The sequence below is a fragment of the Enterococcus sp. 2G9_DIV0600 genome (genome assembly GCF_002140615.1).
Taxonomy (GTDB): Bacteria; Bacillota; Bacilli; order Lactobacillales; family Enterococcaceae; genus Enterococcus_D; species Enterococcus_D innesii.
In genome coordinates, this window is the sequence record NZ_NGLL01000001.1 from 975,660 (window position 1) to 996,859 (window position 21,200).

The following is a 21,200-nucleotide window of genomic DNA, read 5'->3' on the forward strand; positions in this document are numbered from 1 at the left end:
TAAAACAGTCAGAAGACAAAAAGGAGCCCGCCAGCGGGGACTGGCGGGAAGGAGTAAAAATGAAAAAGTGTTAGGGTTGTTTGTTGGTATGCATTTATAATAGCGGGAAAATGTGAAGAATTTTCGAGCGAAATTCAGGAATTGCGTGAATCTTTTGACAAATTATGCCTTCTGTTTGAATTTTTTCTTAAAAGAGAATTGACAAAAGGCACAAGCTTTGATAATTTAAATGAAACAAAATGCAAACGCGATGAAAAAGAAAGTAGAATCAAGGTAGTTGTCTAGCAGAGAGTTCCGGTAGGTGAGAAGGAACGACAACGAATGATTTGAAAATGACTTTGGAGCGGATTTTCTGACTAATTAGGAAAATACGGTTGCCCCGTTAACAAGCGACAGTCTCCGAGTGTTTTCGGGTACTGAATGAGGTGAAGCCTGTGAAGGTTTTGCAGATTAAGGTGGTACCGCAGGTGATGCCCTTAGCTTTCGCTAAGGGCTTTTTTTGTGTCTGCACGGTCAGCTGTTTCAAGCGCAGGTTTTGTTAAAAAGGAGAAAGGTTGTTGGGAGGAGAGAAAAATGCACAAATTAGTGGTTCAAACCGATTTTGGTTTGCAAGATGGAGCGGTCAATGCGATGTACGGGGTAGCTTATCAAGTGGCACCGGAGCTGGTCATTGCTGATTTGACTCATGAGATCGAGCCATACAACATTCATGATGCCAGCTATCGTCTGCTGCAAAGCGTCACCTATTGGCCAGCGGGAACGGTCTTTGTTTCAGTGGTCGATCCCGGCGTAGGGTCTGATCGACGAAGCGTGGTTGCCAAGTTGGCGACCGGACAGTTGGTTTTGACGCCAGATAATGGCACCCTAACCTATTTAGCGACTTATATCGGAATCGCTGAACTACGGGTGATCAATGAGGCAACTGAGCGGTTGGCCGGATCAGCCGAAAGCCATACGTTTCATGGTCGGGATGTTTATATGTATAACGCCGCGCGTCTCGCCAGTGGCGCCATCAGCTTTGATGAGCTAGGAACACCCGAACCTAAAGAAGCGATCCAAGTCTTTGCCATTGAAAAGCCAAGCCAAACAGCAGAAACGATTACTGGTACGATCGATATTCTCGATATCCGTTTTGGTTCGTTGTGGACGAATATTCCCCATACGTTCTTTAAGCAATGGCAGGTCCAATACAATGAGCCGCTGCTCGTCAGTATCTACTACCAAGATACACTGCGTTATCAAGAAGAAGTGCGTTTCGGACGCTCCTTTGCGCAAGTGTCGGAAAATGAACCTGTCTTATATGTCAATTCCCTATTGAATATTGGTTTAGGGCTCAACTTGGCTTCATTTGCTGAAACCTATAAAATCGGGACTGGCACGAATTGGAAAATTACCCTCAAAAAAAGGAGAAATGAAAAATGAATCAATCAAAATTTACAGTAAAACACATTGTTGCAATCGGTATCGGTGCTGCCGTCTTTTTCGTCTTAAAACGTTTCGTCACGATCCCGACTGGTTTTCCAAATACGGATATCGCCACAGCCTATCCTTTCTTGGCGCTATTAGGCGTTGTCTACGGTCCAATCGTTGCTGGTTTAGCGGGCTTTATCGGGCATGCCCTAGGAGATTTGACGACTTATGGTCCATGGTGGTCTTGGATCGCCGCCTCTGGGATCTTAGGGGTGTTCTTCGGACTTTTGACTCGTTGGATTCCAATCCAGCAAGGAACCTTTGGCGCTAAAGAAATTCGGACCTTCTTGATCGGTGAAACGATCGCAAATTTGGTTGTCTGGGTGATCATTGCCCCGATCGGAGATATTTTGATCTATGGCGAACCAGCGAACAAAGTCTTTACACAAGGAGTCATTGCGGGATTGACCAATGCAGTCGTAACTGGGATAATCGGAGTGATCCTGCTAAAAGCCTATGCCCAAACCAAAACCAAAAAAGGCAGCTTGAGCAAGGAATCCTAACCAAAGAAATGTGTGAAGGCTAAAAATGAAACAAAAAATCATTCAATTTACGAATTTTTCTTTCCAATATGATGCACAAGCGGAACCGACCTTGAAAAACATCGATCTAACGATCTATGAAGGAGAAAAAGTCCTGATCGTCGGTGCCAGCGGTTCTGGCAAAAGTACATTAGGAAAATGTTTGAACGGTTTGATCCCGCAAAACGACAAAGGCAGTAGTACTGGAGCATTGACGATCGGTACCAATGCCTTTGGGCAAGCTTCCATCTACGAGCTGTCTTTGACCATCGGCACGGTGCTGCAAGACACCGATAGCCAATTTGTAGGCTTGACCGTAGCAGAAGATATCGTGTTTTCATTGGAAAACGATCAGCGTAGTCAAGCTGTGATGCAGGAGGCGCTGCGCGTTTGGGCTGAAAAGACCGACTTAATGGATCATTTGGCGAAAAAACCGCAGGAATTATCGGGTGGCCAAAAGCAGCGTGTTTCAATGGCAGGTGTTTTGATCGATGAAACACCGATTCTACTGTTTGATGAGCCCCTAGCCAACTTGGATCCGCAAACAGGTGTGGAAGCCATCAAAATGATCGACCAACTGTATCAAGAGAAGCGTTTTACCACCATCATCATCGAACACCGCTTAGAAGAAGTGTTAGCCGCCGCTGTCGATCGCATCATCGTGATGGAAGAAGGCCGCATCCTTGCCGACAGTACACCGAATGAACTATTAAAAACGGATATGCTGCAGCAAGTCGGCATTCGTGAACCACTGTATTTAGCCGCCTTAAAAAAAGCGGGCGTTCCCGTGACCGATGCTGCTGATTTGGTCGCGGTAGAAGCATTTGCATCATCTGAGATTGCCGAAAAACTGACTCAGTTTCAAGAAAAATTTCCGAAAACGGCACTTCCTAGCCACCAGCCGCCGTTGTTGGAAGCGAAGAATCTATCGTTTTCTTACCAAGTCGGTAAACCCATTTTGCAGGCACTGGATTTTACCATCCATCAAGGAGAAATGATTAGTTTGGTCGGGCATAATGGCGCAGGAAAATCGACCTTGTCCCATTTGATTACCGGCTTTTTGACACCGACTTCTGGCAAGTTGCTTTGGCAAGGAACAGACATGGGCAATGATTCCATCAAAGAACGAGCGCAAAAAATCGGGTATGTTTTGCAAAACAGCAATCAAATGCTGTCAAAAAACTTCCTGTTTGACGAAGTTGCCTTAGGCTTGCGCAACCGAAATGTCCCAGAGGCTGAAATCACAGAAAAAGTTCATCAGACCTTGAAAATTTGTGGTCTTTATCCGTTTCGCTCATGGCCATTGTCGGCACTAAGTCATGGGCAAAAACGCCGAGCCGCCATTGCAGCGATCCTCGTCTTAGATCCTGAACTCATTTTATTGGATGAGCCAACAGCAGGACAAGACTATCGCCATTACACCGAAATGATGCAATTCTTACAGGAGTTGAACCAGCGGGGATTAACGATCGTTATGATCACCCACGATATGCACCTGATGTTGGAGTATACACAGCGGACGATCGTTTTGACGCAAGGAACGATTTTGCTGGACGCACCGCCAGAAGTTGTTTTAGCAGACAAACAAGTGGTGAGTGCCGCGAACCTCAAAGAAACCAGCTTGTATACACTGGCGACCCTTAACCAGCTGACAGATCCCGCCGCTTTTACTGCCGCCTTCATTGCCAGCGAGAAGGAGGAACACGATGGAAAGTAATCTAATCGGCTATCTTGACCGCAAAACGTGGATTCACCAATTAAGCGGTGCCGCAAAACTGATTTGTTTTTTGCTGCTATCCGTCATCGGGATGATCTCTTATGATACGCGCTTTCTCATTGGACTGGCATTGTTTTCGGTCTTTCTATTTGCCAGTGCTGGAATTCGCTACCGAGACATCGCTTTTGTATTGAAATTTATCATCTTCTTTTCGCTTTTGAATTTGGTGGCGGTCTATCTTTTCGCACCAGAATATGGGGTGGAGATCTACGGTACGCGCCACGTGATTTTTGAAGGGATCGGTCGGTATACATTGACCCAAGAGCAAGTGTTTTATGAGCTGAATCTGTTGATCAAATATTTTGTCACGATTCCGCCAGGGTTGATTTTCCTGTTTACCACCAATCCAAGCGAGTTGGCGTCCAGTATCAACCGCATCGGGATCTCCTACAAAATCGCCTATGCAGTCGCACTGGCTTTGCGTTACATCCCTGATATTCAAGAGGATTTTCGGACCATTGCCAAAGCCCAGCAAGCACGGGGCGTGGAGCTTTCTAAAAAAGCACCTTTGCGCAAACGCGTGGCAGGCAATGTCGCGATCGCGATTCCTTTGATTTTTTCCAGCTTGGAACGGATCGACCATATTTCTGCTGCCATGGAGCTAAGAAGGTTTGGCAAGCATAAGCAGCGTACCTGGCTGAAAGCTAAGCCGATCCAAGGCAAAGATCTCTTGGCGATTGCTGTTGTTTGCTTGATCGTGGCGCTCGGATTGTCCTTGATGGTCCTTAATGGCGGACGCTTCTACAATCCGTTTCTTTAACAAATCAACCCATGGAAACTTAAAAAAACGGGCTCTTTGTCAATAATGAAAGTGGGACGGATGAATCAGAATGGATTCATCCGTCCCAGAAATGATTGAGCCAAAAAACGCAGGATAATCAGTCAATTATCGCCAGCGAATGCTATATTTGCTAGTGCCAGTTGCTGCTAGGTCTGCGTTTTTTTGCCGATAAAAAAGGAGCCCGCCAGCGGGGACTGGCGGGATAGGAGTAAAAATGAAAAAGTGTTAGGGTTGTTTGTTGGTATGTATTAATAATAGCGGGAAAATGTGAAAAAAATAGGAAGAGAAAGCAATAGAAGTGTGTCAATCTGTTGATGATTTTCGTAAAAAATTCCAGCGGAAGCCTTTTAGATCTTTGATTGACGGAAACACGAAATAAGGCTACACTGATGGCATCAAAGCAGTACAAGGAGGGGACAGGATGGATGCCATTACGATCAACGGACTAAGCAAACAATACAACAAGAAGTACGCCATCGAGAATGTATCATTGCAAGTGGCAGAAGGAGAGATTTTTGGCTTTATCGGACCAAATGGTGCGGGAAAATCAACGACCATCAAAGTATTGTTGAATTTTATCAAACCAGATGCAGGACAGGCGGCGATTTTTGGACGAGATTGCCAACAAGCAGCCAAAGAGATCAAAACGTTTACTGGGTATGTTTCCAGTGATGTACGGTTTTATTCAAAAATGACGACAGCAGAATTGCTGGCATTTACGGCAGATTTTCATCAAGTCAAGCAGCCAAAAAAAGAGATTCAGAATTTGATGGAGCTTTTTCAAATTGATCCAAACAAATCGATCGCAGAACTTTCTTTGGGCAACAAGAAAAAAGTCGGGCTTGCGAGCGCCTTGATTGCACAACCGAGAATGTTGATTTTAGATGAACCGACCAATGGCTTAGATCCCTTGATTCAAAAACGGCTGTTTGAAGAGCTCCTTAGAAGAAATAAACAGGGGATGACGATTTTTCTATCTAGCCATGATTTGCATGAAATTCAGACCTATGCCCATCGGACCGCCTTTATTCGTGAAGGACAGATCATCACCGTGAAAGAACTGAGTGAGGAAGAAAATTTCGGCAAAGTTGTAACGCTCACGAATGAGGACAGTATCTCATTAGTCGGCTTGGAAAACGTACAAGTTCTTGCTCAGGAATCACACACCTTGCGTTTTTTCTATCAAGGGGACATGAATCAGCTGGCACATTTTCTAACCAATCCTGCCATTAAAGAGTTCACGATCGAACACCCAACCCTTGAACAGCAATTTATGCTGCTCTATGAAGGAGGTTCTCAAAAATGACTTTAATGAAAATCGACCTTAAAAATACCTTCAAAGGCTGGCTGGTCTGGACGATCCTTTTTGCAGCAATCATTTTTGGATTTACGGCTATCTATCCTCAAATGATCACGCCAGAAATGAAAACGTCCTTAGACCAGATGTTGGGCTCTTTCAGCCCAGAATTACTAGGCATCTTTAACCTCCAACTGACAGGACCTTCAAGCTTGGTTTCACCGACAGGCTTTTTCGGGTATTACTTTCAATACTTATTTATCGCCGCGTGTATTTATGGGATGCTTTTAGGCTTGAACAGTCTGATCACTGAAGAATCAGAAGGAACGATTGAGTATTTATATGCTCAGCCTATTAGCCGCAGAGAAATCGTTAGGTGGAAGTTCCTCGCTCGATTGTTGTTGCTGACTGGCTTTTGGCTCATTGCCTATGGCAGTAGTCTGGCCTCTTTTGCTCTATTCAAACTACCAGGAGATGACCTGTCCGCTTTTATAGAAGAAATCAGCAAAATCTTCGTTGCCGAGTATGGTGTCTTAGTCTTTTTCCTCTGTCTAGGTTTCTTTTTATCCACGATCTTGCGTTCCAGCAAACAAACTGCCAGCGTCGGCTTAGGCTGCGTGTTCGGTCTGTATTTGCTCGGCATCGTGGGGGAACTCTACGATAAATTGGAATGGCTGGCAGGACTTTCACCTGTGCGGATGGCACTACCCGTCCAACTCATTGATAACGGCGCCACATCAGTCCTATGGGTACTGCTGATCGGTATCATCTGTTTCTTTGGCACCTTTTCCCGTTATGAGCGCAAAGACTTGCAGGTCTGAATATATCAATCAAAAGACAAAAAAGAGCCTGTCAGCGGGGACTGACAGGCAAAGGAGTAAAAATGAAAAAGTGTTAGGGTTGTTTGTTGGTATGCTTATATAATAGTCTCGAAATGTGAAAAAAGTATGACGAAGCAGGCACGTTTTTGCGAAAAAATCATTGCGAAAGTTAAGAAAGCGTAAAGCGTCCCTTCACCAAAAGGCTTGAAGGGACACCCAGAACCTAAAAACACTCCGAAGCAGCAGGCGGTTCATGCTGTTACGGAGTGTTTTTTTAGTTGAAGCTACTTGCTCAAATCAAGGCTATCGACATTAAAGGTGTCGCCATGTGCTAAGTCACCATAACGATAGCCACGGTTAAACCAGTCCACGCGCTGCTGCGATGTGCCGTGCGTAAAACTATCTGGAACAACATAGCCTTGGTATTCTTTTTGCAGCGTATCATCCCCGATGGCATTGGCAGCCGTGATCGCTTCTTGAATATCGCCAGCTTCTAAAATCGGCTGTCCTTGATAGGTTTCACCTTGTAGATACTTTGCAAAAGTACCAGCTAAGTAGTCAGCTTGCAGTTCCAAACGAACGCTGTACTGATTGTATTCCTTTTCTGAAACTTGCTGGCGGATTTTGTCCAATTGTTGGGTGATCCCCAGCTCATTTTGCACATGATGACCGACTTCATGGGCGATGACATAGGCCATTGCAAAGTCGCCGCTTGCGCCATATTTATCAGAAAGCTCATTGGCAAAACTCAGATCAAGGTACACATTCTCATCTGCTGGGCAATAAAACGGACCAACCTGTGACGTGGCATAGCCGCATGCCGACTGGACGCTTCCCGTAAATAATACGAGTGTCGGGTCTTGATAGGTTTCTTGCCGCTCTTGAAAAACGTCTTGCCAATAATCTTCTAAATAGCCGAACACGACTGCGGAAAATTCTTTTTCCTCCGTGTACTCACTGGTGCCCACATTTTCTGTCTGGTAATTGGCTGCTTGACCGCTGCCACCCAAGACATCCGGCAGCGAACTTAAATCACCACCGCTAAACAGGAAAAATAAAACAGCGATGATCACCGTACCGATCCCGCCACCAGCAGCCAACATCCCACCTGAGCCAGATGATCGCCCCGTTCGATCATCGACATTTCTGCTTTGTCTACCCCCACGCCATTTCATGTTATCTCCTCCTATATAAATCCTAGCTTAATTATAAGAGAAAGGCGGCAGATTGTGAAAAAAAGCGCCTTGAAATTGTTATAAAATGCCTTCAGGAGCCTTAAAAATCAAAGTGTACACTCCTTTTAATCATTCTTTAATCTAACAATTAGCCTTCTAATTTGGTACAGTAGCAATAAAATAGATGTAGAGGGTGAGCGTATGAAAATGAATTATTCGGGGACATCGGAACGAAGGATTTTGATTTTTAAACGGTTGATTGCTGGCGATCATCTCAGCTATCAGCAGTTAGCAGAGGATTATTTCGTTTCCCGCAGCAGTATTGCCAAAGATATTTCTTATTTAAAAGAGCTGTTTCAAAAAGAAAGCTTACGTCTGAGATTTGATAATTCAGGTACATTTTTTAAAGCAAGTGAATCCCAGATCCATCGGGTGCTCAAACGCTTTTGCTTAATGATGCTGGATCAACCAGCGGCGTTTTCCTTGTTGGTGGAACCTGCGAAATACCAGGAAGTAAATCAGGCCTTTCGTCGAGCGTTAGTGGAAAAACAAGTGGAAATGCCCGACAGCTATATTCAAAGTATCGTCCTTTCCATCGTGCTGCTGATCGAGCGGGCGAGTCATGCGGAAAACTTAGTGATTGAAGAAAACCGCCAAGTGGGGAAGCTGTTTTTGGAGTTCGACAAATATCCGTTAGTCTATGAGCTACTGAAAGAAATCGAAGAACAACACATTTATCAATTTTCACCAAAAGAAGTGCAATATCTAACCTACCTGATCGTCGGTAGCGGCTTGAAATTTTTTATGAAAAGTGAAAAAGTTCCTTTCGTCTTTCGGGGAAAAGTGCGTAACTTGATTCAAAAAATCAGCGAAGGCTTAGGTACCGACTTGACCCAAGACAATCGATTGGAAGAAGATGTGACGATCCATCTGTATCAACTACTGCTGCGGATCGAAGCGCAAACCACAGTCATCAACCCTTTGTTAGAAGAAATCAAACAAAACTATCCTGCTTTGTATGGCGTGGTCTGGTTCTCGCTTCATGATTTCTTGAAAGCGTATCAAGTGGGGATCTCTGATGATGAGATTGGATTTGTCACGATCCATTTTCAAGCAGCAATCGAGCGAATGCGCCGCATGAACAAAATCATTTTTGTCTGTCCCAATGGCGTCGGCACTAGCTCATTTGTCTCTGCGAAAATTCGTCGCATTCTGCCAGAGATCGACAGTATCGAAACCGTTTCAGTAGAAAAATTAAAGCAGATGGACATTTCGGCGATCGATTTTATTATTTCAACCATCGATCTCGTAGGGATTCAAAAACCTGTGGTGCGGATCTCGCCTATGGTGACCAATCGCGACATGAAGCGGATCATGAATCACTACATCGATTTAGTCATCGATAATGAGGCGGTGGTCGATCAAAATGGTTTACTTCTTCAAGCCCAATCGATGATCCAGCCAACCGTCTTTTTCGAGCGATTTGCCAGCAAAACAGAAGCCATCAATTTTTTGATCGAACAAATCCCTTTTAGTGATGAAAAACGAAAAGCGCAGTTTCGGCAATCCGTCATTGAAAGAGAGCAGCTACAATCAACCTATTTAGATAATGGCTTTGCCATCCCTCATGGCAATCCGAATTATGTCGAAAAAACAGCGATCTCGATTTTGCTTTTGGATCAGCCAGTAGAATGGGGCAACCAAAAAGCCGACATCATTATTTTATTGATGATCCGAGAGGATGAGACGCAAAAGGTGGAACCAATGATGAAATTGATCATGCAAGGAATCGAAAACAAAGAATGGTTCCTATCAAAAATGTTGGAGGTTAAATCAGAATGAAAGTGAAGGATTATTTGCCTGAAAAGCATATACAAACGGATGAGACAGTGGCAGATTGGCGCTTAGCCGTAAAATTAGCCAGCCAGCCCTTGCTGGATGAAGCGCTGATCACGTCAGCTTACATCGAAGCGATGATTCAAAGCGTGGAAGAAAATGGTCCTTACATGGTGTTGGCGGATTACTTTGCGCTGATGCATGCCCGTCCTGGAGAAGGGGTTTTGGAGCAAAGTATGAGCCTTTTAGTAACGAAACAGCCCATCGATCTTGAGGGGAAACCGGTGCGGATATTTCTTGTCTTAGCCGCCGCAGATAGTGAAAGCCATCTAGAAAGCTTGAAAGAGATCATGGCGATCTTTATGGATGAAGAAAAATACAACGTGATATTAAACGGCGATCGGGAACAAATTTGTCAATTATTCCAATAGGAGGAAAAGGATATGAAAATTTTAGCAGTATGTGGATTTGGTGTAGGAAGCTCAATGGTATTGAAGATGACGATCGATAAGGTGATCAAAGAGTTAGGATTGACGGCAACTGCCGAGAATACTGATTTATCAACAGCAAAAGCGACACCAGCAGATGTTTATTTTACGAGTAATGAATTATTGAATGAGTTAAAAGCATCCGTGAAAGCACCCGTTTATCCAATCAAAAAGTATATGGATAAAGAAGAAGTCAAACAGCAAATGGAAAAATTTTTAGCTGAAAGAGAGGGATAAGCATGAATTTTGTTACGGATTATATTTTAAAAAATCCGCCAGTCCTACTGGGGATCATTGCCATGATTGGGTTATTGGTACAAAGAAAACCTTTTGCAGAAGTCGTCAAAGGAACCTTAACAGCTTCTTTCGGGATGGTGGCATTGACGGCTGGGGTAAACATGTTGGTGGGAACGATCGCACCGATCAATGCTGCGGTTCAAACCCAATTAGGCGTTGCTGTGTCAGATGGACTCTCTGACATCACCTTTACGGCAGAATACGGCGGAACAGTAGGTTTAGCGATGTTTTTCGGACTTGTCATTCATTTATTGATTGCTCGCTTTACACCTGTGAAGACGATTTTCCTCACCGGTCACATGTTGTGGTGGTTCCCATTTGTCATCGTCGCTGGGGGCGTTGAAGGCGGACTTACCGGAATCCCACTGTTGATCTTAGGGGCGGTTCTATCGGCTTGTTACTGGTCATTCATGCCATGGATCATGCGGAAATATGTATGGGATGCCACAGGCGATGATTCATTTTTGATCGGTCATCCAACGGGGATCTTGTCATTGGTTTCAGGCTTTGTTGCAAAACGGGTCGGAAACAAAGAAAAATCGACGGAAGATTTGAAAGTGCCAGAAAATCTCTCGTTTTTCCGTGAAATATCGATTACTGGCGCATTAGTGATGTTTTTGATGAATATCGTTATTGGTTTGATTGCGCCCGTATTAGTTCCTGAAGGGGGCAACTTGGTGATGTTTGCGGTTGATGCTGGCTTGAACTTCGGTGCAGGACTATTGATCATGTTGTATGGCGTACGTCTATTGATCAACCAAATCATTCCAGCCTTTCAAGGGATCGCAGAAAAAGTCGTTCCTGGAGCAAAACCAGCTTTTGATGTGCCAATCTTGTTCAACTATCGTCCAAATGCTGTAATCATCGGCTTTATCGTGGCGATGATCACCTCAACGATTTTAGTGGTGATTGCCAATACCACCAACGTCTTTGGCATTTTGATCGTTCCTTTAGTCATCACCAGCTTCTTTGAATGTGGGGGTGCTGCGGTGATCGGCGAAGGACAAGGGGGCTTGCGAGGGGCCATTATTGGTACGATCACAGCTTCTGTTGTTATGGTAGCACTCGTTGGGATCTCTGCAGCGTTGTTCTCAACGACGATTCAAAACTGGATCTTGATTTTCGGTGGGAACGATTTATCTCTATGGGGCATCCTTGGTGAATTGATCGGCAAGCTGTTTGGAGGGTTTTAAATGTTTCAATACTTTGAAAAAGCAAAAGAACTATTGTCTATTGTAGAAGAAAAAGAAGCACCAGCGATTGAGCAAGCCATTGAATTGTTGACGAAAGCCAACTTGACCAAAAAAGCCATCTACATTTTTGGCGCAAGTCACGCTGGGATCTTAGCCGAAGAGATGTATTATCGAGCAGGTGGCATGATGACCATCAACGCGATCTTTGGAAGAGAACTGATGCTTGATCGCAGCCCAATCACCTTCACTAGTAAAATGGAGCGCTTAGAAGGCTACGGTAGGGCCTTGGCGGCGACCCAGCCCTTTACAGCAGGCGATGTGCTGATCTTGCATTCGGTTTCTGGGCGAAACCCAGTTATCATCGATATGGCGCTTCATGCTAAAGAAAAAGGGGTCAAGATCATCGCATTAACGAACCTTACCTATTCGAAAACAGTCAGCAGCCGTCATACATCAGGCTTGCGTTTATTTGAAACGGCGGATATCGTCATCGACAATCATGGGGAGATTGGCGATGCTGCGTGTACGATCCCAGACGTAGAACAAAAAGTCGGACCTACATCCACCGTAGTCGGCGCAACGATTTTAAATGCAATCATCGTTGAAGTTTGCCAAAAACTAAAAGAAGCTGGCGTCGACTATCCGCCGATTTTTTACTCAGCGAACCTAGACGGCGGGGATGAATTGAACCAGTCCCTGTTTGAAAAGTACCAAGAAGCGATCCATTATCAGCTGTGACTGCATAAGTAACTTATCTTTTTATTAGAACGATCAGAACGAAAAATTTGAAAACTACTAATAGAACGAATTTTCTTGGGGGAATCAATTCGTAATTGTAGTGGTCAAATCTCGTTCAGATCGTTTTTTGTGTATTAGAATTTTAAAGCTTAATGAATTTTATTGGTACGATAAGTACCAGGTGTCGACCCTTCAAATTGTTTGAATACCCGAATAAAGGAATTGGTATTTTTAAAGCCGACTTTGCTAGCAATTTCATTGATTGAACTTTCTTGTTCACTCATTAGACGTTTGGCTTTTTCCACACGTAGTTGATTGACGTATGGTTTAAAGGACATTGATAGTCGTTCTTTAATCAACCGGCTTAAATAGGCTTCACTTAGATGAAACTGCTGGGCAATATCTGTTAAACTGAGGTCGTTGCAATAGTTGCTATTAATAAATTGAATGATTTCATCTGTTTTGGATCCATTATTATTTTCCGTGGTTTCGATCTGAGTGATCAGCGTGTCAAAAAGGAAAAAAATCGTTTTTTTCACATCGGGATCTGAAAAACCTTTTTTTAAGTAAAGAAATTGTTTCTTATTTTGTTCGTAGAATTCAGGGTAGGAAATCTCTTTGATCACAGTGATTCGTTTTATTGTTAAGTTCAGAGCGGTTGAAAATTCTTGGAGGAAGCCTAGGGAACGGTTGCTAGAAATATTGATCTCCACGATTTGTTGCAATAATTCTCTAGCATGGACAAAATCACCTACTTTGAAATATTGGATCAGTAACTGTTCTTCATCAACGGTATAATTGATTTTATGAAAAGCATTGGATGTTGGAACCGGTATTTGATGGAACTGATTATTGCCGTTGCATTCATCTGACCACTGACAGGTTTCATGAAAGACTTCGATAAAATGTTCGAGAGAATGAAAAGGTTTGGAAAGTAGATAAGTCATTCTTAAGTTCAAACTGTCTTCGATTGTTAGTTTCAATTGATCGATCTCTTTCATGATTTGTGAATATTCCTGATCGTAAAAAAGAATGACAAGGTGTTTTTCGGAAAAACTGATGATATCATAACGCTCGATATGAAGATTTTTCTTGATCAACTGTTTGCGTACATGAATGATCTCTGTTCCATTAAAAGTGGCTTCTTCTGCCATCTCACCTGAGAAGGTTAGAAAAGCAAAACTCCCGCCTTTTTCTATGCCTTCAAGATGAAAAGTAGGCAGTAAACTCTTGCTCATACTGTAGGTATATTTTCCGTATAGCAGATTTTTTAAGAAAAGTTCCTTAACTTCATCTGAGACGGGGGACTGGAGCTGGTTGATCGAACTAGACGACTCGATCATTTGATGCAACGCTAAGTTGATATCATCAACTGTTAAAATATCCCCATTACTCTTTTTGATTTCATCCAAGATTTCTAAATAAGGTTTGTACATCCGCTTACTCAAGAAAACGACGATCAAAGCACCTAGTACGATCAAAACCATTAATGGAAGGAGAAAGGAAGAAATCGTAGAGAAAGGAAAACTGCTTTGAATCGCGGGTGTCAATTGATAATTGGCAAAAGGGAGTACCTCTGAATTTTTTATGAAAACGACATCATCTGATTTCGTCTCTTGCTGAATGGTATTTTGTGTAAAATCAGTAAGTATCGGTGAATTGGTCTCACTAGAAAAATATTGTTGGTCGATAACTTGTAGTCCTTGATTCATTGGAGACAGTAGTTCATTTTTTTTCCAATAGGCAAAGAAATAAAGGGTCTGATTCTCCACTTGCTCTTTATGAAGCAAAATCAGCCGCTGATCCAGGGTTTCGAAGATGGAAGAACTGAAGCTGGCATCTGCGAGCATTTCGGAAAGAAGACCGGCTTTTGTTTCTATATTCAAAAAGGAAAAGAAATCATTGTAAACAAAATAGCCGTCAGAACTGACGATGATATGATTCTCTGGATTCAAGATTCCAATAGAGTATTCAAACTGATTCATTAACAAATAGTTTTCACGAATTTCATCATACATCGCTGAAAACAACGCGTAATCAGATTCAGTACTTTGGGAAAACACTATAATACTTTCTTTTGTTGCTAAAGATTTCATTGAATTGAGGGCAAATCGAAGTTGTTGATCAATGCGAAACGCACTGTTTTCTAGCGTCATAATACTTTGGGTAGTTTGCTCAGCTTTTCGCTGATTGACTTCATTATTGATAACAATCACCATAATAAAAATAGTATACACAATGATTACCGTTAAAAAGGTTAAGAATATTTTTCGATAGGTTTTTGATTTCATAAGTGCTCCTTTCTTTTTTTGGTAACGTTTACATTGATTATAGAGATAAATCAGCTTGAGTCAAATCATCATTATTTGCAGTTGTCTACAAAACTTGATATTAAGGTTAAAAAGTGTATATTCCAACGAATAATGTTGATATTCAACAATGGCTAAATACGCTATATTTAAAGCGCTTACTTTAAGCGAGAGAAAATGAAAAATGATTTAGGAGGAACGATTATGTCAATGAAAAGAAAAGCTGCATCACTCCTGACCATCCTGACGCTGCCTATGGTTCTTGCTGCTTGTGGGAACAGCGATGGCTCTTCAAGCGGGGAAGGTTCAGAAGGGAAAACCGAGATCAAGATCACTTGGCGCAATACGGGGGAAAACGATAAAATGACCCAATACTTGGAAGAAACATTTATTCCAGAATTTGAGAAAGAAAATGAGGACATTAAAATCGTGCTTTCTCCGATTACGGCAAGCGAAGGGGATTATTTTTCAAAAGTTGCTCTTTCCATGCAGTCAGAAAGCACAGCACCCGATGTAGTGGCAGAAGATTCCTTTATGTTGAATTCTGATGCAAATGCTGGTTACTTAACCAATCTGGATGACTATGTTGCAGACTGGGATCAGTGGGGGAATTATACGGAGAATTTAAAAGCCGGTGTCATTGCGCAGGACGGCAGTACGTATGCTATTCCTGGCACTTCTGATTCTCGTGGGATTTGGTACAACAAAAATGTCTTTAAGAAAGCGGGTCTGCCTGAAGACTGGCAACCAACAACTTGGGCGGAGATTATCGAAGCGGCTGAAGCTATCAAAGCCTCCGATGAAAATGTGATTCCTTTAGGCTTGGGCGTAGCTAAAGCCAATGGCGAGTCGGTTTCTATGCAGACTTTCCAGATGCTTTTATACGGTACTCAAGACACACTATTTGATAATGAAACGCGAAAGTGGCAAGTGAATACACAAGGGATCATTGACTCTTTAACTTTTATTGATGAAGTGTATAACCAGAAACAATTAGGCCCTTCTTTATCTGTTGCTATTAACAGTAATTACGGATCCGTGATGTTCCAAGACAAATTTCCTAATGATGAAGTTGGTATGCTATTGGATGGCTTTTGGAGTGCCGGTAACTGGACAGAAAATGGGGCAACTCCTGTTGAGAATATGACAGAACGTTTTGGATTCGCAGCCATGCCGACACAAAATGGTGGTGAACCGCCATTTACGACGATGTCAGGGGGCTGGACATGGGCCATTCCCGAAAAAGCACAAAATAAAGAAGCTTCTTGGCGCGTGGTTCAGGCCCTTGGCGGAAAAGAACAGCAAGCTGCTCGTGCAATTGCTGAAGGGAATTTAACCGTCCGAGACGATTCAGCAGAAATAGCTGAATATAAGGAGCAACCTTTTATTGAGCAAGCAACCTCTTTCTTACAATATGCCCATTTCCGTCCGGCAGATGACAAATATCCAAATGTTTCAGTAGAAATCCAAACAATGGTTGAAGCAGTTGCCACTGGCAGCAAGACACCGGAAGAAGCTGCTCGAGATTACGCAGCCAACGTGACGAGGATTGTCGGTGAGGATGCCATTGATTAAGTAAATAAATAGGAGAAGGACTCGTTGAAAACGATCCGACTAGGGTCTAACGTTCCTTCTCTTTTTACTAAGAAAGGAGAAAAGAATGGAACATTCGCTAAAACGAGAGCAGCAAATGTCCAATAGTAAAAAAGCGTTGATCTTTTTATTTCCCAGTTGGCTCTTGCTGCTGATATTTTTTGTTGGTCCAGTTATCTTAACTTTTATCTTTTCCTTCACGAACTTGGCTTTGACTGGTGCTGAAGCAAGTCAATTGCGGTTCATCGGCTTTGAAAATTTTGTGCGCATGTTCAATGATCCGGCTTTTCAAACCAGTGTCGTGCGAACCTTGATTTTCGTCATTTTTTCTGCAGTGATTGGTCAATGTTTCTTAGGTTTTTTGATTGCATTTATGATGCGGGAGAAGAATCGTGCCTTTCGGCGAGTCGTCGGTCTGATCATCATTGCCGCATGGGTTACGCCGGAAGTCGTTGTTTCCTTTTGCTGGGTTGCTTTTTTAGGGGACAGTGGAACAGCCAACTGGTTGATGGGACTGATGGGATTTGAGCCAGTTGCTTGGCTGTTTGCGTTTCCTATGATCAGCGTTGTGATTGCCAATATTTGGCGAGGAACCGCTTTTTCAATGATGGTGTTTCAATCCGCTTTAGATGAGATCCCTAAGGAAGTAGAGGAAGCTGCAGTTATGGATGGCGCCAGCCGCTGGCAAGTGATTCAAAAAATTACGATTCCGATGGTCAAAGGTACCATTGCAACGAATTTGATGCTCGTCACTTTGCAGACATTGGGTGTCTTTACATTAATTTATACTATGACTGGTGGTGGTCCCGGCAATCAGACTGCAACCCTGCCGGTCTTCATGTACAAACAAGCTTTTGTGAGCTATCAGCTAGGATACGGAACAGCGATTTCGCTAGTCTTGCTACTGATTGGTGCTGCCGCAAGCTTGATTTATATGAAAATGCTGAAAGTGAAAGTGTAGGTGAAAAAGATGGTAAAACGCAGTGAAAAATTGGAGACCCTGATTCATTATCTGCTTTTGGCAGTATTAGCCTTATTGTTTTTGCTCCCACTGTTGTGGATGCTGATTGCCTCTATTGATCCGGGCGCTATTCAAACTTTGAAATTACCTGAAGCAGTATCATTTGAAAATTTTGCTTCGATCCTTTCTGATCAAACCATCATTCGGTCATTTGGAATCGGCTTGCTTTTGTCCGGCTGTCAATCAATTTTAGTTGTTGTCTTATGTGTTTTGGCAGCATATCCCTTGTCGAGGTATCAGTTAAGATATAAAAAAAGTTTTTTGATGGCGGTACTGTTCATGACCTCACTACCGATGACTGCTGTCATCGTGCCGGTCTACCAACTGTTTATCTTTTTGAAGTTTCAAGATTCATTACTGGCGGTATCGTTCTTCTTGACGGCGTCCTCACTGCCTTATGGGATTTGGATGATGAAGAACTTTATGGATTCGGTACCAATCGACTTAGAAGAGTCCGCTTGGGTCGATGGGGCTTCAACATGGCAAGGGGTACGAAAAGTCGTAGCGCCGCTGATGGTTCCAGGTATTTGTACGGTTGGTATTTTTACTTTTACTGGAAGCTGGGGCAACTTCTTTGTTCCTTATATTTTGATTCAGTCACCCGAAAAAATGCCGGCATCAGTCTCGATCTTTCAGTTTTTCGGCAACTTTGGTATGGTCAATTATGGTCGTTTAGCCGCTTTTTCGGTGCTGTATACCTTACCAGTCGTTATTTTATATGCTTTGTCCCAAACGTATATGTCTAAAGGATTTAGCATGGGAGGAGCGACGAAAGGATGAAAGATCCATTTCATACGACAAAAAAATTAACGAAACGAATCGCTGAACTAAAAGCGTATCGTTTTCAAAAAGTACAAGACCTGAAAATGTGGTCGGCAAAAGAAGATAAGTCAAAAACGGAAAAACACCCACCAGAAGAGTGGGACTTTACACTTTCAGTTGGCGATTTCTGGAAAGGGAGAGACCGTTACATTTGGGCTCATTATGAATTGACGGTTCCAGACGAGGAAGACTTATGGTTACTGATTGATTTTGGTCGTACAGGTGGTGGCTATAATTCAGGTTTTGAGTCCTTGCTGTTAATCGATGGTGAACCTTATCAGGGTGTCGATTCGAATCATACAGAGATTTTTCTGGCGGATCATTACCGGGGGAAAACCATCCGACTTGATTTAAAACTATGGTCGGGCTTGGAAGGCGGTGGGGCTGAAGTCATTCAACGGCATGAGTTTCGGCAAGCTTGTTTGGCAAAACGACACTTAGCTGCTGACGACTGTTTCTTTCTCGCTGATATGATGGCGAAAACTATCGATGGGTTACCGGAAAATGAACCGATACGACACAAGCTGTTGAATCTTTTAGATGATGCCTTTCGTTTGATTCAGTGGCAGGTACCCGGATCTATCTCTTTTTACCATAGCGTTGAGGAAGCTGATCATTATTTAAATCAAGAACTGCAAAAAATACCTAAACTTTCGGAGATCACTGTGACAGCTATCGGCCATACACATATCGATGTTGCTTGGCTGTGGCGGCTGAAGCATACAGGGGAAAAAGCTGTCCGCAGTTTTTCAACGGTTTTACGTTTGATGGAACAATACCCAGAATATATTTTCTTGCAAACCCAACCTCAGCTATACAAATATGTCAAAGAAAGCTATCCAGCTCTTTATGAGAAAATCAAAAAGAGAATCAAAGAAGGCCGCTGGGAAGTGGACGGAGCCATGTGGCTGGAAGCCGATTGCAATATACCGTCAGGTGAATCATTGGTCCGTCAGATACTCCATGGGAAAAAATTTGTGAAGGAAGAATTTGACAAAGAAATGCATTTCTTGTGGCTTCCGGATGTGTTCGGCTATTCTTGGGCATTGCCTCAAATTTTGAAAAAATCAGGTATTGAGACGTTTATGACGACCAAAATCAGCTGGAATCAGTATAACCGGATGCCTCATGATACCTTTTATTGGCGGGGGATCGATGGGACAGACATTTTGACGCATTTTATCACCACGCCAGTTGATGGTAAAACGGATGAATGGGCAGAAGAATGGTTTTATACCTACAATGGAACGCTTTCTCCTGAGACCGTTCAAGGAATTTACGACGGATATCAAGACAAGCGTTTGAATCAAGAATTTCTGCTGTCTTACGGTCATGGGGACGGCGGAGGCGGTGTCACTAGAGAGATGCTGGAAAATCGACGACGCCTTGACCAGATTCCAGGATTGCCGCAAGTCAAAACAGGAAAAGCGAAAGCCTTTTTTGAACGACTGCATCAGACAGTAGAACGAAATAAGTCGCTGGTCTCTCGTTGGGATGGCGAATTGTACTTGGAATATCATCGAGGAACCTATACCTCGCAAGCGTTTGTCAAAAAAATGAATCGAAAAGCTGAAATTGCTCTACGGGAACTTGAGATTCTCTATACATGTTTAGCAGCCAGCAAAGAAGACGAGTATCCTAAGGAGCCGCTTTTTGAAACATGGGAGACGGTTCTTCGTAATCAATTCCACGATATTATTCCTGGTTCTTCGATCAAAGAAGTTTATCAAGACCATAGAGCAGAGTTTGCCGTCGTGACTCAGACCATTCAACAGTTATTTGAACAATTAGATGGACCTGCTAGTCAAAAGTATACAGTCATCAATACAGCTGGCTGGTCACGGAATGAATTGGTTGAACTTCCGCTTTTACAAGAAGGCCGCTTTATTGATTCACAAGGAAAAGAACTTCCGGCTTATTTTGACGGAAAAAAACAGTCTGTTCTTGTGGCAAATGTTCCGCGGATGAGTCAGGTGGTCATAGAGTTTCAACCGATAGCAGGAAATAAAGACATCAAACCGCTCGCTGTGTTCACAGAGGGGGCGATTGAGACCAATCGTTTGCGAATTTTATGGGAAACATCGGGAAATTTAATTAGCATTTTTGATAAGAAACTGGGTAGAGAAATGTTGGAAGGAAAAGGGAATGTTTTTCAGCTATTTGAAGACAAACCTTTAAATTATGATGCATGGGACATCGATAGTTTTTATCAAGAAAAAGCAACAGTGCTTCAAGCCGATCAAATTCGATTGCATTCAAATAATGCGCTTTACGCTTCCGTTGTATTTGAGTATACGTTTGGTAATTCGCAGATACATCAGGAAATGCAGGTCTATGCTCATACACAACGAATCGATTTTTTAACAAACGTTTCATGGCATGAACGCCAACAACTGTTGAAGGTAAACTTTGATGCAGCAATTCGATCAACTGAAGCAGTATTTGATATTCAGTACGGAAATGTAAAACGAGCTACCCATGCTAATACCAGTTGGCAATTGGCTCAGTTTGAAACAGTAGGCCACCAGTGGGCAGATCTTTCAGAAAAATATTGTGGGATAAGTTTATTGAATGACTGTAAATATGGTTATGCTGTTAAGGAAAATCAATTAAGCTTGACCTTGCTTAAAGGCGCTATTTATCCTGATCCACTGGCTGACGATGGTGATCACGAATTTACTTACAGTTTTTATGCCCACGAGCACGATGCCATCGATGGGGGAACTATGGAAGAAGCATGGTCCCTCAACTCGCCATTAACGGTTATTAACGGAGAACATTCTTGGTTGCTTCCGTTGCAAATAGACTGTGAAACCTCAGTTACCATCGACACCATCAAGCAAGCAGAAACCGGCAAAGGGTGGATTTTACGTTTACATGATCACACGGGAGGAACTAGGGAGGTTACATTGCAGTTGCCACACAGTTTTTGGCAAGAAACAGATTTGATGGAGATACCTTTAAATAATGAGCAGTGGAAAGATAAAGTCTCATTTACCTTGTCACCCTTTGAAATAAAGACATTTCATTTTGAGTTGAGATAAACTAAAACCAGCAGATT

Annotated in this window: 17 protein-coding genes and 1 other annotated feature; of the genes, 15 read left to right on the top strand and 2 right to left on the bottom strand. The window is 42.8% G+C overall.

Translation table 11 applies throughout. The features are described from left to right. The first annotated feature begins 241 nt into the window (after positions 1–241). Positions 242–481 (top strand) — a binding site (T-box leader). Positions 482–573: 92 nt separating this feature from the next. The 6 genes from A5870_RS04660 (at position 574) to A5870_RS04685 (ending at position 6,667) form a co-directional block, all read left to right on the top strand. Then, positions 574–1,422 (top strand): SAM hydrolase/SAM-dependent halogenase family protein, encoded by an 849-nt coding sequence (locus tag A5870_RS04660; RefSeq protein WP_077452839.1) that lies wholly within the window; start codon positions 574–576, stop codon positions 1,420–1,422. Continuing rightward, positions 1,419–1,973, top strand: coding sequence for an ECF-type riboflavin transporter substrate-binding protein (locus tag A5870_RS04665; RefSeq protein WP_005225401.1), 555 nt, complete (start codon positions 1,419–1,421; stop codon positions 1,971–1,973). Before A5870_RS04660 ends, A5870_RS04665 begins: the two co-directional genes overlap by 4 nt. Before the next feature lie 25 nt (positions 1,974–1,998). Then, positions 1,999–3,708, top strand: coding sequence for an ABC transporter ATP-binding protein (locus A5870_RS04670; protein WP_086291962.1), 1,710 nt, complete (start codon positions 1,999–2,001; stop codon positions 3,706–3,708). After that, entirely contained in the window at positions 3,698–4,528 is an 831-nt protein-coding gene (locus A5870_RS04675) for an energy-coupling factor transporter transmembrane component T family protein (RefSeq protein ID WP_077452837.1), read from the top strand. Before A5870_RS04670 ends, A5870_RS04675 begins: the two co-directional genes overlap by 11 nt. Before the next feature lie 442 nt (positions 4,529–4,970). Beyond that, entirely contained in the window at positions 4,971–5,855 is an 885-nt protein-coding gene (locus tag A5870_RS04680; protein WP_086291963.1) for an ABC transporter ATP-binding protein, read from the top strand. Next, positions 5,852–6,667, top strand: a complete 816-nt coding sequence (locus A5870_RS04685; RefSeq protein WP_086291964.1) for an ABC transporter permease subunit — start codon at positions 5,852–5,854, stop codon at positions 6,665–6,667. Before A5870_RS04680 ends, A5870_RS04685 begins: the two co-directional genes overlap by 4 nt. Before the next feature lie 284 nt (positions 6,668–6,951). Here A5870_RS04685 and ypfJ read toward each other — a convergent pair whose 3' ends face one another. Then, positions 6,952–7,842, bottom strand: coding sequence for a KPN_02809 family neutral zinc metallopeptidase (ypfJ, locus tag A5870_RS04690; RefSeq protein WP_086291965.1), 891 nt, complete (start codon positions 7,840–7,842; stop codon positions 6,952–6,954). A gap of 201 nt (positions 7,843–8,043) precedes the next feature. Here ypfJ and A5870_RS04695 point away from each other — a divergent pair, with 201 nt between their 5' ends. Genes A5870_RS04695 through A5870_RS04715 form a run of 5 tightly spaced genes read left to right on the top strand, consistent with a single transcriptional unit; the run spans position 8,044 to position 12,394 of the window. After that, a complete protein-coding gene (locus A5870_RS04695) occupies positions 8,044–9,684 on the top strand; it encodes a BglG family transcription antiterminator (RefSeq protein WP_086291966.1) in 1,641 nt (546 codons plus the stop codon). Then, on the top strand, positions 9,681–10,109 hold the full coding sequence (locus A5870_RS04700; RefSeq protein WP_086291967.1) for a PTS sugar transporter subunit IIA: 429 nt from the start codon (positions 9,681–9,683) through the stop codon (positions 10,107–10,109). Before A5870_RS04695 ends, A5870_RS04700 begins: the two co-directional genes overlap by 4 nt. Before the next feature lie 12 nt (positions 10,110–10,121). After that, positions 10,122–10,403, top strand: coding sequence for a PTS sugar transporter subunit IIB (locus A5870_RS04705; RefSeq protein ID WP_005225413.1), 282 nt, complete (start codon positions 10,122–10,124; stop codon positions 10,401–10,403). Positions 10,404–10,405: 2 nt separating this feature from the next. Next, positions 10,406–11,656 carry a PTS ascorbate transporter subunit IIC gene (locus A5870_RS04710; protein ID WP_015509221.1) on the top strand — a complete coding sequence of 417 codons (1,251 nt, stop codon included), beginning with the start codon at positions 10,406–10,408 and terminating at the stop codon, positions 11,654–11,656. Next, positions 11,657–12,394: an SIS domain-containing protein gene (locus tag A5870_RS04715; protein WP_086291968.1), complete on the top strand. Its 738-nt coding sequence runs from the start codon at positions 11,657–11,659 to the stop codon at positions 12,392–12,394. Between the two features lie 149 nt (positions 12,395–12,543). Here A5870_RS04715 and A5870_RS04720 read toward each other — a convergent pair whose 3' ends face one another. Beyond that, entirely contained in the window at positions 12,544–14,685 is a 2,142-nt protein-coding gene (locus A5870_RS04720) for a helix-turn-helix transcriptional regulator (RefSeq protein ID WP_086291969.1), read from the bottom strand. 222 nt (positions 14,686–14,907) lie between these two features. Here A5870_RS04720 and A5870_RS04725 point away from each other — a divergent pair, with 222 nt between their 5' ends. From A5870_RS04725 to A5870_RS04740, 4 genes are all read left to right on the top strand, one after another. Continuing rightward, a complete protein-coding gene (locus tag A5870_RS04725) occupies positions 14,908–16,278 on the top strand; it encodes an extracellular solute-binding protein (RefSeq protein ID WP_086291970.1) in 1,371 nt (456 codons plus the stop codon). 85 nt (positions 16,279–16,363) lie between these two features. Further along, a complete protein-coding gene (locus A5870_RS04730) occupies positions 16,364–17,257 on the top strand; it encodes a carbohydrate ABC transporter permease (protein WP_086291971.1) in 894 nt (297 codons plus the stop codon). Between the two features lie 9 nt (positions 17,258–17,266). Beyond that, positions 17,267–18,097 carry a carbohydrate ABC transporter permease gene (locus tag A5870_RS04735; protein WP_086291972.1) on the top strand — a complete coding sequence of 277 codons (831 nt, stop codon included), beginning with the start codon at positions 17,267–17,269 and terminating at the stop codon, positions 18,095–18,097. After that, on the top strand, positions 18,094–21,183 hold the full coding sequence (locus tag A5870_RS04740; RefSeq protein ID WP_086291973.1) for an alpha-mannosidase: 3,090 nt from the start codon (positions 18,094–18,096) through the stop codon (positions 21,181–21,183). The genes A5870_RS04735 and A5870_RS04740 overlap by 4 nt, the downstream gene beginning before the upstream one ends. The last annotated feature ends 17 nt before the right edge of the window (positions 21,184–21,200 follow it).